Source organism: Paenibacillus caseinilyticus, assembly GCF_027533645.1.
GTDB classification, from domain to species: domain Bacteria; phylum Bacillota; class Bacilli; order Paenibacillales; family NBRC-103111; genus Paenibacillus_G; species Paenibacillus_G caseinilyticus.
The window spans coordinates 431,272-444,830 of sequence record NZ_JAQAGY010000004.1 but is presented as its reverse complement, the minus strand read 5'-3'; the positions used below and the strand labels follow the sequence as shown (position 1 = coordinate 444,830).

General features: G+C 54.5%; 13 protein-coding genes. 3 read left to right on the top strand and 10 right to left on the bottom strand.

The window, feature by feature from the left end; all coding sequences use genetic code 11:
• Window positions 1-172: 172 nt before the first annotated feature.
• Together O9H32_RS09130 and O9H32_RS09125 are read right to left on the bottom strand one after the other, a co-directional pair.
• Entirely contained in the window at window positions 173-619 is a 447-nt protein-coding gene (locus O9H32_RS09130; RefSeq protein WP_269865690.1) for a hypothetical protein, read from the bottom strand.
• 417 nt (window positions 620-1,036) lie between these two features.
• Entirely contained in the window at window positions 1,037-2,476 is a 1,440-nt protein-coding gene (locus O9H32_RS09125; RefSeq protein ID WP_269865689.1) for a hypothetical protein, read from the bottom strand.
• A gap of 219 nt (window positions 2,477-2,695) precedes the next feature.
• Here O9H32_RS09125 and O9H32_RS09120 point away from each other — a divergent pair, with 219 nt between their 5' ends.
• On the top strand, window positions 2,696-3,046 hold the full coding sequence (locus O9H32_RS09120) for a VOC family protein (protein WP_269865687.1): 351 nt from the start codon (window positions 2,696-2,698) through the stop codon (window positions 3,044-3,046).
• A 38-nt stretch (window positions 3,047-3,084) separates the two neighbouring features.
• Here O9H32_RS09120 and O9H32_RS09115 read toward each other — a convergent pair whose 3' ends face one another.
• Both O9H32_RS09115 and O9H32_RS09110 read right to left on the bottom strand, forming a co-directional pair.
• Window positions 3,085-3,630, bottom strand: a complete 546-nt coding sequence (locus O9H32_RS09115; RefSeq protein WP_269865685.1) for a hypothetical protein — start codon at window positions 3,628-3,630, stop codon at window positions 3,085-3,087.
• Window positions 3,627-3,992: a hypothetical protein gene (locus O9H32_RS09110; RefSeq protein ID WP_269865683.1), complete on the bottom strand. Its 366-nt coding sequence runs from the start codon at window positions 3,990-3,992 to the stop codon at window positions 3,627-3,629. Before O9H32_RS09110 ends, O9H32_RS09115 begins: the two co-directional genes overlap by 4 nt.
• Before the next feature lie 309 nt (window positions 3,993-4,301).
• On the opposite strand from O9H32_RS09110, the gene O9H32_RS09105 reads away from it, so the two are divergent.
• Window positions 4,302-5,774, top strand: coding sequence for a protein adenylyltransferase SelO (locus O9H32_RS09105; protein ID WP_269865681.1), 1,473 nt, complete (start codon window positions 4,302-4,304; stop codon window positions 5,772-5,774).
• A 112-nt stretch (window positions 5,775-5,886) separates the two neighbouring features.
• Here the strand turns inward: O9H32_RS09105 and O9H32_RS09100 are convergent, their stop codons facing one another.
• The 4 genes from O9H32_RS09100 to pdxR form a co-directional block, all read right to left on the bottom strand.
• Complete coding sequence (locus O9H32_RS09100) at window positions 5,887-6,294, bottom strand: DoxX family protein (protein WP_269865679.1); 408 nt, start codon at window positions 6,292-6,294, stop codon at window positions 5,887-5,889.
• A gap of 160 nt (window positions 6,295-6,454) precedes the next feature.
• Complete coding sequence (locus O9H32_RS09095; RefSeq protein WP_269865678.1) at window positions 6,455-7,117, bottom strand: response regulator; 663 nt, start codon at window positions 7,115-7,117, stop codon at window positions 6,455-6,457.
• The gene (locus O9H32_RS09090) at window positions 7,114-8,340 is read right to left on the bottom strand and encodes a sensor histidine kinase (RefSeq protein WP_269865676.1); all 1,227 of its coding nucleotides are present in this window, start codon (window positions 8,338-8,340) and stop codon (window positions 7,114-7,116) included. The genes O9H32_RS09095 and O9H32_RS09090 overlap by 4 nt, the downstream gene beginning before the upstream one ends.
• Before the next feature lie 157 nt (window positions 8,341-8,497).
• Window positions 8,498-9,901, bottom strand: a complete 1,404-nt coding sequence (pdxR, locus tag O9H32_RS09085) for a MocR-like pyridoxine biosynthesis transcription factor PdxR (RefSeq protein ID WP_269865674.1) — start codon at window positions 9,899-9,901, stop codon at window positions 8,498-8,500.
• 131 nt (window positions 9,902-10,032) lie between these two features.
• On the opposite strand from pdxR, the gene O9H32_RS09080 reads away from it, so the two are divergent.
• Window positions 10,033-11,022: an aldo/keto reductase gene (locus O9H32_RS09080; protein ID WP_269865673.1), complete on the top strand. Its 990-nt coding sequence runs from the start codon at window positions 10,033-10,035 to the stop codon at window positions 11,020-11,022.
• Window positions 11,023-11,150: 128 nt separating this feature from the next.
• Here the strand turns inward: O9H32_RS09080 and O9H32_RS09075 are convergent, their stop codons facing one another.
• Together O9H32_RS09075 and O9H32_RS09070 are read right to left on the bottom strand one after the other, a co-directional pair.
• Window positions 11,151-12,266 (bottom strand): site-2 protease family protein, encoded by a 1,116-nt coding sequence (locus O9H32_RS09075; protein WP_269865672.1) that lies wholly within the window; start codon window positions 12,264-12,266, stop codon window positions 11,151-11,153.
• Between the two features lie 281 nt (window positions 12,267-12,547).
• A complete protein-coding gene (locus O9H32_RS09070) occupies window positions 12,548-13,477 on the bottom strand; it encodes a DMT family transporter (RefSeq protein WP_269865671.1) in 930 nt (309 codons plus the stop codon).
• Between the last annotated feature and the right edge of the window lie 82 nt (window positions 13,478-13,559).

Sequence of the window (13,559 nt, the reverse complement as noted above, 5' to 3'; positions counted from 1 at the left end):
GTCGGGCAAACCCGTTTTGAGCCATTAAAAAAGACATCTGCTCCCTAAAAAATGGAGGCAGATGTCTTTTTTGTAACTTCTATGAGACTCCCGATGAAAAAGCGTTAGTTCTTCAGTGGCCTCGAGAGCTCGACCGGGTTTTTCAGTATAGGAGCAGACCGGCTCCAAGCGATTAGAACGGGAACAAGAGCGGGAAACCGAAGATGTACGAAGCCTCCGTATCATAGCTGCCATCCACAGGGAAGACGAGGACGCTGTACTTATGACCGGCAACCAGGTTGGCCGTCATCGTCGTATAATTCCCGTACGATTGCTTATAGGCAACCGGTGTGCCGCTGCCGTACTCGTAGATTCCGATGGCATAGTTTTTGCCGTAAGGCGGGATGAGCCATACTTCCTGGCTGCCCGTTTTGGGGGAGACAAAATTCATATAATCAAAATCATTGCTGTATTGAATATAAGAAGTCCACGTATTCTGGCTAAACTGGTACGTGGTCGTGTAGCTGTTATTCACCGGTTCAAAGGGGTCCGACGAAGCCGGCATAGCGGATGCGCTCGAAATAAACAAGGCGGAGCCCATCAGGGCAATCCCGGCCAATCTGGCGATTTTCTTTAACATTTGTTTCTTCCTCCTACATGATAATAGGTTATTCCTTGCGCTATTCTAAGTATGAAGGGCGTCAGATGCTGGCCAGCGATCTACATCTCCGATCTTACCTTATTCTCTTTGGTAGATGGGTTACATAATTTGGTATTTATATTACTTTTTGGTTCATTTCAAGGTCTTCAGCTGCTTTTGCCGGTACGCATCACCCGGCGCCTGGCGGGCTCCCTTAACCGGAACGGGGCGAACCAACTTGAATTGTCTGCGTGCAGGTGTCCCAAGCGGCAGCCGGATTCAGCTTCAGCACGATCGACGTGTTGTCGAGAGGGGCGTTCTTCGGAACGCCTCATCTTCGTTGTCCCAGGCTGCTTCAACCCAAAGTAAAGAAGCCCGCCGCCTCATCTCTGAGGCGGCAGGCAAGAGGTGCTGCGATTACTGGGCTGCAGGCTTCAACTGGGCAAGCTCGTGATCGAACCAGGTCTTGGATGCCCCGGTAAGCTCGTTCACCAGGGTATTGTTAGCCTGCTGGACGAAGATGCTCCGGTTCTTGTCGAGATAGTATTCGCCGGACACTTGCTTGGACAGGCGGACGGTCTGGAGGCTTGTCTTCAGCTCATAGAGTCCGTCGCTATCCTTGACCGTGAAATCGTCCTTGCTTCGGCCGAGCAGCACGACATACAGACTGCCGTCGGGTCCAGCCGGATTCGCCAGGCCGGAGTTGTTCAACCCCAGCGCCATGACATCGGCTTCGTCAAGCAGCTCATTCACGAGGTGGAGCTTGCCTTCCCGGTCCAGCAGGGCCACTCTTGCGCTCCCGCCAATATACCCGCTGCGGCTGGGCAGCCGGGCGGATGCGATCCACACCGTACCGTCGGGATTCGGAATCACCCGGTCGATCTTTTGGTTGAAGTCTTTCAACTCGGTCACTTGTCCGCCCCGGATCAGGAACGTATAGGTGCTCCCGTAGTTCGGACCGATAACCGGCAGCGGCAGCCTGATGTTAACCGAGAGGATCGCCGCCCCTTCTCCGGCACGAAACTCGGTATACGTATGGACCGGAGCTCCCCAATCGGCCGACTCCCACACATCGGCGTCCGTTAAGGTATATACGTTCATGCCGCCATAATAGAGATCCCGGCCTTTGCGCTGCACTTCCGCCGGCTTGCCGGCATAGGGAGAGGATGGCGCAGCCGCTTTTCCCGTCATCTCCTTCAGAGCCTTCTGCCCCATCCACTCCACATGGTTGAAGGTTTTGTCTATCTTCAACATGGACTTGGCCGGATCGGCGGAGAGCATGGAGTAGAAGTACAGGGACCGGTCATCGTCACCGATCAAGGAACTGATGATGTGCTGGCCGCCGATCAGATGAAGGCCGTCCGCCTCGCTCCACCGGATGTCGATCTGCAGCAGATCATGTACATTACGCCAGGTTAACGGCATATAGGTTACATCCCTGAAGGTGATGAAGGGGTAGGGCTCCACTGCATTATCGATGGCCGTTTGGTTCAGCCTGATCGGCCACCCGGCCGCTTTCGCCGCATAATCAACAGAACCGTTGCGCTTGCCGCTCACATCCTGTTCGACCGGCGATTCGTGGATGGGGGGCGGGAAGTTTTGGTTCGTCCAAATCTTCAGTCCTTCGTCATCGCTCCACTCGGATTCGAGGCCTAATGCCTGAAGATGGTTCCAAGTCAGAGGGAGATAAGTAATGTCCCTATAGAACAAAAAAGGGTACTTACTGTAGGCTTGGTCCAGCTTCTGTCCATTGATGCTTAAGGGGAACTGGGGGATCGACGCCCGGATGGAAGAGCTGGCTGACGCCTGAATGGGCAGGCTGGTCAGAAGAACAAGAAGTGCGATTATTGCGGCCATGCGACTTTGTAAGAATAAATTCAACACACATCACCTGTTTCTTTCGAAGGAATGATTTACATAATAATCTAGATTAGACTTCTGGCTGGATCAAAAGTTGCGATCGTGCTGCCCGAAGTCCTATTGTAAAAAGTACAGGAAGTGGTAGGATGGAAAAAATCGGCTTTGCAAAGCGGGGTTTCGCTGGAGATCACCATGGGGAAGAGGGGGATGGAATCGATGAAAGTCAAACGGATCGTCGCGACGCTCCACACAGAGGATATCTCTGCCGCGGCACGGTTCTACCAGGAGACGCTCGGACTGGATTTGTTGATGGATCATGACTGGATCGCAACGTACGGATCGCATGAGATGATGTCCGTTCAGGTCAGTATGGCGACAGAGGGGGGGTCCGGCACACCTGTGCCTCACTTGTCGATTGAAGTGGATGATGTCGACGAGGCGTACCACCGGATGAAGCGGGCCGGATATCCGATTGAATATGGACCTGCCGATGAACCTTGGGGCGTCCGGCGCTTCTATGTCCGCGATCCCTTCGGCAAGCTTATCAATATTTTATCCCATATGTAGAAGGTTGTGTTCCGCGGCCCGGATGGCAGTAATGCCTCTCACTCAAACCTCCGCTTGAGCACGAGTTTGGGGGACTTCTTTTTCTTGGAAGGAGCCAAGATGGGTTCCCGGGCCTTCATCCGTTCCAGATAAATGCCTGATATGGTCTGGGTGATCAAAAATACGGGGAACGAATAGATCAGCTTATATCCTTTTTGGAACGTGATGATATCCAGCAGGTTGAACAGCCATTGTACGGCAACACCCACGGCAGCCCATGCAAGTACATAAGGAATGAAAGTCTTGGTGTGAATCCGGAAGGTTTCGTAGAAATAAAAAAAGAAATATCCGAATGGGGCGAACAGCAAGTAATAAAGAAAATCTGCGCCCTCCAGATGGTTGGAATCGTTCACCATATAGAAGTCGACTAAACCGCCGCCGATGGTAAAATCAAACAAGATGCCTATGGCATATCCCCATACCAAACTTAAGGCACTAATGTGGGCTTGAAATTTCTTCGGGAGAAGAAAGAAAAGCAGATAGGCGCCTGCATCCATAATCAAGAGGGAAATTTCATTTTTGTCAAAGCTTTGCCACAGGGTCATTCAACCTTCGCCTCGCTTTGGTGAATTCGGTGAAAGAACTTAAAGGCGTAATAAGCGATAAGATGCAGCATAACAAAATACAAGGCATCAAAAATCGCGTTCCAATGGACGATCTTCGTGATATGGAAAAAGCGTCCCATCATACCGAATGCCACAAGTAATGTCACGGATACAAACACGATGAGCAGGGAGGTCCAGAGGGATTTGGTTCTCCGCAGCAGATTGATGGCGATCACTACAAGCAGAGGGATCGAGATGCTCCGGTGGATCAGGAAGGACGTATAGTCGATAGGCTGTTGAGAGACTTGAAGCCACTTCATCTCTTCGAATAGAATCCACGACCCATTGACGCTTATAATCATGATGAGCAAAAAAACGAATGTATTTTCGACAAACGTCAGGGTTTTGTGCATTACCGCAAAGACAGCGGCTGCGAGCCAGGATACAAAGAAAAAGAACGCGAAACCCAACCTCATCACCCTCTTTGTACCATTGATGTTTATTCTCTATTTTGTTTCATCCTGCCAGTGATTATTCAAGGCAAGGAGGAGTGAGCCTGACATATAACCTGAAAAGGGCGTCATTCCGGAGTGAAAAGGGTATAATATGGGGGCAGAAGCAAACGAACCCCAGAACCTATCATCATCTTATGGTAAGAAGAAGGAGATCCGATGACTGAGAATAATGCAAGCATCCCTGCGGGGTGGAACTTCGACAACAGTTACGCCCGTCTGCCGAAATCATTGTTTACCGCGCAGGACACGAATCCTGTACGCTCACCGAAGCTGATTATGCTTAATAGCCCCGTGGCGGAATCCCTGGGACTCGACGTCTCGTCGCTGCGAAGCAACCATGGCGCCTGGTTCTCAGGCAATCAGATTCCCGAAGGGGCATTGCCCCTTGCCCAAGCTTATGCGGGGCACCAATTCGGGTATTTCAACATGTTGGGCGATGGACGGGCGCTGCTGCTTGGCGAGCAGATCACGCCCCAAGGGAAGCGGTATGATATTCAGCTGAAGGGCTCCGGCCGAACGCCGTACTCCCGCGGCGGCGATGGCCGGGCGGCGCTCGGGCCAATGCTGCGCGAATACATCATCAGCGAAGCCATGCATGCGCTTGGGATTCCTACTACCCGCAGCCTGGCGGTAGTGACAACGGGCGAGCCCGTTCAGCGCATGACCGAGCTGCCAGGCGCCATTCTAACCCGCGTCGCTGCCAGTCATCTGCGCGTCGGCACGTTCCAATACGCTGCCAAGTGGGGCACGGATGAGGATCTGAAGGCCCTGGCGGATTACACCTTGCACCGACATTTCCCGGGTTATGAGGCGCAGGAGAACCGCTATCTATTCCTGCTTCAGGAAGTGATCAAGCGCCAGGCTGCGCTGATTGCGCGGTGGCAGCTCGTCGGCTTTATCCACGGGGTAATGAACACCGACAATATGGCCCTCAGCGGGGAAACCATTGATTATGGCCCGTGCGCGTTCATGGATGCCTATGACCCGGCAACGGTATTCAGTTCCATCGATTCGCAGGGCCGCTATGCCTATGGCAATCAGCCGCGCATCGCCGCATGGAATCTCGCGAGATTCGCCGAATCGTTATTGCCGCTGCTGCATGACGACGAAGATCAGGCGGTCAAGCTGGCTGAGGATGCGATTGCCGGATTCAACGGGCAGTTCCACGGACACTGGCTCGCAGGGATGAGAGCGAAGCTGGGAATGACAGGCGAAGAGCCGCAGGACGAGGCCCTGATCGATGACCTGCTCCGGATGATGCAGGGGCACCGGGCGGACTATACGAATACGTTCCGCGCGTTAACCTTGGAGAAGCCGGAGGATACGGTGCTGTGGGGTACGGCGGAATTTGCCCGGTGGAAGGAGCAGTGGCAGGCCAGGCTGAGCAGGCAGGAGGAACCTCTAGACTCCTCGAAGCTTCTCATGCGCAGCAGCAATCCTGCGGTCATCCCCCGCAACCACCGGGTGGAAGAAGCGCTGGAAGCCGCGGAGAACGAAGGGGACTACAGCGTGATGCAGCGGCTGCTGGATGTTCTGGCGAACCCCTATGCCTATTCGTCAGAACAAGCGGACTACGCCTCGCCGCCCGAGCCGTCGCCCCGCGCGTACCGGACTTATTGCGGTACCTGAACATGTACAAATAAAAAAAGGCCATGCGCAATATGCGTAATGGCCCTTTTTGGAATTTCTGGAAGCTATATCCCACTCGCATAGCGAAGGATAACCCGGGGTCGTGCCGGGCTTATCGATTCGCCTGCTGCATGCCGGTTGGCAGGTTCACCTGCGGGCTTTTTTGCAGCTTTAGCAGCAAGTAGTAAGAAAGCAGCACGAACAGTAACACGACGACGGATTTGATGCTGCCCATCCCATTGCCGACCGCCTGTTCCGACCAGAAGGCAGCGATGCAGTCGATCGTAAAGCCGGCATAAGCCCATTCTTTGAGCCTGTTATAGCGGGGAAACAGAAGAACCGCAATCCCTATGAGCTTGGCCACCCCGAGAAGCGTCAGAAAGTAGGCCGGGTAGCCGAGCAGCTGGGTCGTTTCGAAGACGGTTTTGGGGGAGTAAGAAAGTTCATTGACCGCGCTGAGCAAGAATCCCAGAAGTGTACAACCCGTGATGATCCAATAGGTGATTTTTAGTTTTGACATGTTGCTTAACCCCTCCTCATTTCTAGTACCTTGATTGTACCGGGATGGGGGGGCAGGCAAATCTGTAAGAAGTCATGAATTCACACGGAAAAAGGGGGAACGTTTGATCGGTAGAAGATGACTCCTCTCATGCCCTATGCCAAAAGTCATGCCCTGCCCTTTAGATGGAATGACGGACTGCGTAGATGGCGGCTTGGGTCCGGTCGCGGAGGCCCAGCTTCGCAATCACATTCGATACGTGATTCTTCACCGTACCTTCCGTGATGAAAAGCCGGTCTGCGATCTCTTTATTATTGAAGCCTTGGCCCAGCCATGCCAACACTTCTTGCTCCCGCTCGGTCAGCAGCGTGTGCTCCATCGTCTTATGTACGGGGGTTGGGCCAGCTTGATGCGGGCTGCGTTCGGACATTTTGGCCAGCTCGTTCAGGAGCAGGGCCGTGATCTCGGGCTGAAGTACGGTCCCGCCGTTGTATACGGTCTGCACCGCACTGACGATCGCTTCGGACGGCATATCCTTCAGCAGATATCCGTGCACGCCGGTTTCCAGCGCGCGTACAATCAGCTCCGCGTCATCGAAGGTCGTGAGAACCAGCACCTTTGTCTGCGGCAGATGCCTCAGGATCAGTTCCGATCCTTCCACGCCATCCATTCCCGGCATCCGGATGTCCATGAGCACCACATCCGGCCGCCATTCCAGCGCTTTGGCATAAGCGTCTCTGCCGTCCACCGCCGTTCCAATGACTTCCATACCCGGTTCCAATCCGATGAGGACCGCCAGGCCCTCTCGCATCAGCCGCTGGTCGTCTACGATGAGGATTCTCATCGGGCTATCAGCTCCTTCTCCGCTGCAGAATAAGGAAACCGCACCTTCACGGCAAAGTCCGCATGCGGATCCATACAAAATTGCAGCTCTCCGTTCCACTCGCGGACTCGTTCCTGCAGATTGATTAAACCGAACCCCGGCTTCAGTTGGGCCGGGATTTCTCCATCATTGCTTATACTAAGCGTGAAGCCGCTCTCTGAATAATCCAACAGGATTCGGGCATGCCTCGCGCGACCGTGTTTCTGGGCATTCGTGAGGGATTCTTGCACAATGCGGTAAGCGGTTAATTGGAGGGTACCGGGCAGGGCGGCGGGAATGCCGTTCACTTCGAAGGCAGTCTGTACCTCGGCAAACCTGGTGAATTCCTCGCTTAACTTCCGCAGATTATCGTTCAAGGAAGTGGAGACTGCGGGCTCCTCCCGGATTGCCCTTACCGAGAGCCGCACTTCTTGCAAAGAGGAGCGGATGATCTCTTCGCATTCCAGGTACATTTGCTCGCTTCGCAAGGAATCAACGCGGCCCAGCTTGCGGGCCGCCTGCATTTGAACCAGCAATGCCGTCAATTTGTGGCCTACCGAATCATGAATTTCCCTTGAGATCCGTACTCTCTCCCTGGCTGCCGCCCATTCTTCCGTCCGGAGCGCATATGCTTGCACTCTCTCATGGGACTGCATCAATTGGGCGTATAACCGCTGCGTATCCTGATGCGCACGTTGATAGGAGCGGATTAAAGAGCTCACAATCCCCGCGAAAACGATAAACGAGCCTGAAATAAAATATCCGGTTGCATCCAAGCGCTGATATACATACCAGTCGATGCTGACCATCAAGGCGAGATAGACGGACAACAGCAGCAGGCAAGCTAAGATGATCCTCCGGGTGTTCTTGACGAAGAGCAATATGGCCAGGGCTGTCATGCCGATGAACAAATGGTTCGGGAATTGTCCGTCGATATACACATAACCATAGCAGGCGGATACGAAGAAATCGATGATCAAGATCGGAAACAGCCAGTTCTGCTTTCGCTTCGTGTTCAGGTAAAAATAATGAACGAGCAGAAAAAACACCAAGGAGAGGATCATGGTACTTAATTTCCAGAAGAGAGTCATCGAGTGTTCCCAATAAAAAGCGCCGGTTAAAGCGAGACCCAAGGCCAGCTTGACACCAAAAAACCATTTCCACGCTAGGGGACTCCCGCCAATTCCGACGTCTTCCCGTGCCATCCTTTTCCTCACCTCCCATATCCCAAGGTCTTGCGGTACACTTCGGCCGCCGAACGAGGGGACCAGCTTCATTATGTCATTTCGTTAACATGGAATACAAGATCGCGCGGAATATCCATGCGGGAGGTTAGCGGGAGAGAAAGGTTTACTAGAAGGCTTACTTAAAAGCTTCCAGAAAACGATGAAGCCGCTCAATCCCCATCTCCATGTCCTTCTCTTCGGTATTCCCGTAGCCCAGCAGAATATGGCGGGTATGGTTTCCTTTGATCAGGCAATAGTCCTCAACGGAATAGACCTTGACTCCATACGTAACGGACTGCTGCCAGTCCACCGGACCTTGCATACCCGTGTATTCCACCTGGAAGTGCATTCCCGCCTCATCGCCCAGGATGATCATCCGTTCGCCGAACATCCGGTGTATGGCGCCAATGAGCCGGGTTCTACGCTGTCTATATATCCCTTTCATGCGGTGAATATGGCGGTCCAGCCGGCCATCCCGCATAAACCGGGCTAAGGCAGCCTGCGCAAGGGACGGGGAACGGAGGTTCAATTCCTCCTTGAGATCGGCAAACACGCGCACCAAATGGCTTGGAATTACCAAAAAACCGATACGCAGTCCGGGTGCCAGCGTCTTGCTGAACGTCCCCATATAGATCACCCGGGTGGGGCTGAGGGTATAAAGCGGAGGGATGGGGACGCCTTTGAGGCGAAAATCGCCGTCATAATCATCCTCGATGATGTAGGAATCGGCATGTTCGGCGAGCTTGACGGCAAGCTGCCGGCGTTGGATGGACAGGATACTGCCGGTGGGGAACTGGTGGGAAGGCGTGAGCAGGATCAGACTTCCGGATTGGAACCGTTCGATCTCATGCAGCCTCATCCCGGATCCGTCCACCGGCACAGGCGTGATTCCATACTGCATATGCTTGAATATATGCTGGGCAATATCGATGGTGGGATCCTCCATGTACACGGACCGGTAACTAGGGGACAAGGCTTGGGCGATCAGCGAGAGCCCTTCCGATGAACCCGATACGATGATAATCTGGCCGGGATGGCAGCGCATCCCTCTGGTTCTGTAGAGATAGGACGTGATCTCGCACCGCAGATCTTCCTCCCCCCGGATGTCTCCGTAGTCGAACAGACCGGCGGGCGCATATTCAGCCGCCGCCTTCAAATATTTGGCCCACAGCAGGTTAGGAAAATGCTGCAAGTCGGGTGTGCCGATCATGAAGTCGATGGGTCTTTCCGTTGAGGGGAACGGTTCGGGCATGTCGAAGCTCTCTGTTCCGACGGAAGTGCCGGCATGCATCGTAACCAAGCCGCCCGCCACATAAGTGCCGGAGCCGGTTTGGCCCACCAAATATCCCTCTGCGATTAGCTGTTCGTATACGTCGAGCACGATATTTCTTGCGATACCGTATTCCTGCGCAAGTCTGCGGCTGGGCGGAAGACGGTATCCTTCCGTCAGCTCTCCAGCTTGGAGCTTGCCGCGGAGTTGGCTGCATAACTGAGAAGTGACCGATAACTCCGAATTCGAATCGAGATAAATACCGAGCATGCTCCCTCCGAATTGGCTCCCCAAATTGAACCGGAATTGGCTCTGATAGGAACCGGTTTCTATGATTATAATGGCTTAGAAAACATTTGTGAATCATTTGTGAATCATTTGTGAATGGAGGCTGATGGAGTATGGAGAAAAAGATGCTGGGTACATCGGGAATCGAGGTCAGTGCCTTAGGATTCGGCTGCTGGGCCGTAGGGGGGCCGTTCTGGCTGGACGGATTGCCGGACGGATGGGGTGAGGTCGACGACAGCGAATCCGTCCGGGCGATCCAGCGGGCATTGGAGCTTGGCATCCGATTGTTCGATACGGCGGATGTATACGGGACCGGACACAGCGAAGAAATACTGGGAAGGGCACTGAACGGCCGCCGCCATGAAGCGGTCATCGCGACCAAATTCGGATACACCTATGACGCATCCACCCGCCACGTGTACACCCGCTATGATATGTCTCCCGAATATATAAGGAACGCCTGCGAAGCGTCGCTGCGGCGTCTTGGGACCGATTATATCGATTTGTATCAGATTCATGTCGGCGATATTTCACTATCCGAGCTCGATTCGGTCATCGAATCGTTGGACCGGCTGAAGGGGCAAGGATGGATTCGCGCCTACGGGTGGAGCACCTGGGATTCGGGCCGTGTCGCCGCCTTCGCCGAGCGTTCGTCCTGTGATGCCATTCAGCATTCCTTTAATATCCTGGCGGGAAATCAGGAATTACTGGCGCTGTGCGAGCGCAGACAGCTCAGCAGCATCGTCAATTCTCCCCTCGCTATGGGATTGTTAAGCGGCAAATTCGACGCGGCATCCCATCTGCCGCCTGACGATGTACGCGGCAGCAAGCATGAGTGGGTCCCCTATTTCAAGGACGGCAAGCCGAATCCCCGCCATTTGGACGCGCTGGAATCGGTCAGAGACATCCTGGCCTCCGGCGGACGAAGCTTGGTGCAGGGTGCGCTTGGCTGGATCTGGGGACGGAGCGGCCGGGCGATTCCGATTCCGGGGCTCAAAACCGTCCGGCAGGTGGAGGAAGCGGCCGGGGCCTTGGAGTTTGGGCCGCTGCAACCAGACCAAATGGATGAAATCCAAGCCATACTTGATGGGCGGCTGCCGTAACGGCTGCCTTCCTTCGGCCTAGGAATTGGATGAATACCCAACGAATGGCCGAGATCAATCAAGAGAAGTCTGTGAGGAAGCAGGCTACCGTGGCGTATCTGCTCCTACATGTCCAATGGCTCCCTTGGTTACGCCCTCTTACTTAGCTGAATGTTATGGAGCTCCATAAGAGAAAAGCCATAGATCGAAAAGAGAATCAAGACCAGCGTAAGTCCAAGATAGGCGCAGAGCACCTTCCACTTCACCGAGGCCGGGGAATCGTAATAACTATGCAGCTGCAGCAGTTTCTTCTCCAGCTGATTCATCTGCTGCTCCGCTTCTTCTATGGACCGCTCCAGAGCGTCCTCAGCGGTTTTCATTTCTTCTGCCCAAACCCGTGCCTTCTCTGCATATTGGAGATCCAGCCGCTGCCGGTCGCGCTGCAGCTTTTCTTTATCGTGCACGAAGGGGATGAACCACTTGCGTTCCGGAGGGGAAGACGTCGGCTCCAGTGCCGCTGCCGTATTCCATTGCGTGCTCGGACTGCTGAATGGGGAATCAAGAGAGTCGGTGACCTGGCGGAGAACGGTCTGGTAGTCTTCCAGCTTGCTCTTCTCGTACAAAAGCACCGACCGCCGGTACCCTTCCCGAAGGCGTGCCCACCAGGTAAGAAACCCGATCAGCAGCAGCAGGATCGGCATGGGGCTAGGGGCAAGGATCACTAACGCTCCCAAGAGAAGCAGTCCGAGGAACCATATCCGCGTAGAGAGCACAGATACGATCCGGCCGCCGTCGAGCGGCGACACGGGAAGCAGATTGAACAGATTCAAGGCGGCTCCCATAAAGATGGTCAGACCCCAGAGAGGCTCACCGGTCAGCAGGTACAGCGGTACGGCGGGCAGGAAGGAGAGCAGACCGGCCAGCGGGCCTCCATAAGCAAGATAAGCTTCGGTCTGCGCATCGCGCGGCTGTTCCTTCATACCGATGAAAGCGCCGACGAAGGGAATGAAGATCGCAGGGGACGTGCGTATTCCTTTCTTCTTCGCAGCGATCACATGACCCATCTCATGAATGAAAATCAGGTATATCAGCACAGCCCCGAATCTCCATCCGTAAACCACCGCATAGCCTCCCATGCTGATGGCCATGGACAGCAGCGTACCGCCGAACTTGCTCCATTTAAGCAGCGCGAGGATCCATTTGAATTTTGCAGCCGCAAACACCCCGAGGGCAAGGAGCAGGGACCGGGTACGGTTCTCAGACAAAAAAGCACTTCCCTTCCAGTAACGTATTGTGGGTAATTTTACCATAAAATAATGGAAGAGGAAATTTTCGGGGGAATAGACCTACAAAAAACGCGGGCTCCATGGACGGTTAGGTCCAAGGCTGCCCGCATCATCATCGATAATGGCGCCGCTGCGGCTTAGGGAGGTCGGATCCAGGAATTCCGTCCGGAAGAAGCCTGGTTCAACCACGGTCGCCTGTATCCCATGGGGACAGCTCCGAGGCGAGCGACTCCGTAAGGGGAAGCTGGCCCGCCGCCAGTTCATCTAGGGCTGCCTTTGGCGGTGAGAGGAGGCGTCCCGGTGCGTACTGCGGTCCGGGACCAGGCCGAGGCGACCACCACGCCCATGATGACCATCGCGGTGCCGACCAGCTGCACACCGGTTATGTGGGTACCTGCTGCATACGAGAGGAGCATCGTCACCAGCGGCACGAGATTGAAGAAGATCGACGTCCGACTCACCCCGATCCGGGCGATGCCGTCGTTCCACCAGAGGTACCCCAGCACGCTGGTGAATACGGCCATGAAGGCGATAGCCCCCCAAGCGGCGGCGGGAATGTCGAAGACGGGGACCGGACTCGGGGCGCTCCAAGAAACTGCGATCAGGCAGAGGGCGCCGACGGTCATCGTGTAGGCTGTCGTAGCCAAGGAGGAGGAACCGCGGATATATCGCCGGTTCAGCACACCATAGAGCGCCCAGCAGAGATTGCCGCCCAGTATGCACAGATCCCCGCCCGAGAAGCTCAGCGTGCTGATCACCTGCCAAGATCCCTGGGTTATCACGAGCAGTACACCAAGCAGGGAGAAGAAGATCCCGATGACCTGACGCGCGCTTAGTGTATCCTTGATGAGGAAGCATGCCAACAGGGCAGACACGAGCGGGTTCGTGGCCATAATCAGCGCACCATTGAGCGGGGAGGTGGTTTTCATCCCTTCAAAGAACAGCATGTTGAAGCCGAATACGCCAAGAATCCCAAGCAGTACAAACATAGGCCAGTTCGACCTCCAGGCCGGCATGTTCAACCGTTCTTTGACGAATAACAAGAGAAGAATCAAGCAAGCAGCCAGACCGAACCTCCAAGCCGCAGCTGCGGGAGCCGAGAAGAAATGAACAGCGTACGATGCCAGATTGAACGACGCGCCGATAAATATCGAGACAGACAACAGCATGACATAAATATTCATTCGCATGAGCCAACCTCCTGGTTTAGGTAGAGTAAACCCAGCTTACAAGTTAGAGCCGGCTCGAAGTCAAGTGGAGAGCGGAGGTTCT

Excerpts from the sequence above, each read along its gene's own strand:
- O9H32_RS09095 (WP_269865678.1), bottom strand. The coding sequence starts at position 7,117 with ATGAGAATCCTCATCGTAGACGACCAGCGGCTGATGCGAGAGGGCCTG.
- O9H32_RS09120 (WP_269865687.1), top strand. The coding sequence starts at position 2,696 with ATGAAAGTCAAACGGATCGTCGCGACGCTCCACACAGAGGATATCTCT.
- O9H32_RS09130 (WP_269865690.1), bottom strand. The coding sequence starts at position 619 with ATGTTAAAGAAAATCGCCAGATTGGCCGGGATTGCCCTGATGGGCTCC.
- O9H32_RS09110 (WP_269865683.1), bottom strand. The coding sequence starts at position 3,992 with ATGATTATAAGCGTCAATGGGTCGTGGATTCTATTCGAAGAGATGAAG.
- pdxR (WP_269865674.1), bottom strand. The coding sequence starts at position 9,901 with ATGCTCGGTATTTATCTCGATTCGAATTCGGAGTTATCGGTCACTTCT.
- O9H32_RS09115 (WP_269865685.1), bottom strand. The coding sequence starts at position 3,630 with ATGACCCTGTGGCAAAGCTTTGACAAAAATGAAATTTCCCTCTTGATT.
- O9H32_RS09080 (WP_269865673.1), top strand. The coding sequence starts at position 10,033 with ATGGAGAAAAAGATGCTGGGTACATCGGGAATCGAGGTCAGTGCCTTA.
- O9H32_RS09125 (WP_269865689.1), bottom strand. The coding sequence starts at position 2,476 with ATGGCCGCAATAATCGCACTTCTTGTTCTTCTGACCAGCCTGCCCATT.
- O9H32_RS09090 (WP_269865676.1), bottom strand. The coding sequence starts at position 8,340 with ATGGCACGGGAAGACGTCGGAATTGGCGGGAGTCCCCTAGCGTGGAAA.
- O9H32_RS09070 (WP_269865671.1), bottom strand. The coding sequence starts at position 13,477 with ATGCGAATGAATATTTATGTCATGCTGTTGTCTGTCTCGATATTTATC.
- O9H32_RS09105 (WP_269865681.1), top strand. The coding sequence starts at position 4,302 with ATGACTGAGAATAATGCAAGCATCCCTGCGGGGTGGAACTTCGACAAC.
- O9H32_RS09100 (WP_269865679.1), bottom strand. The coding sequence starts at position 6,294 with ATGTCAAAACTAAAAATCACCTATTGGATCATCACGGGTTGTACACTT.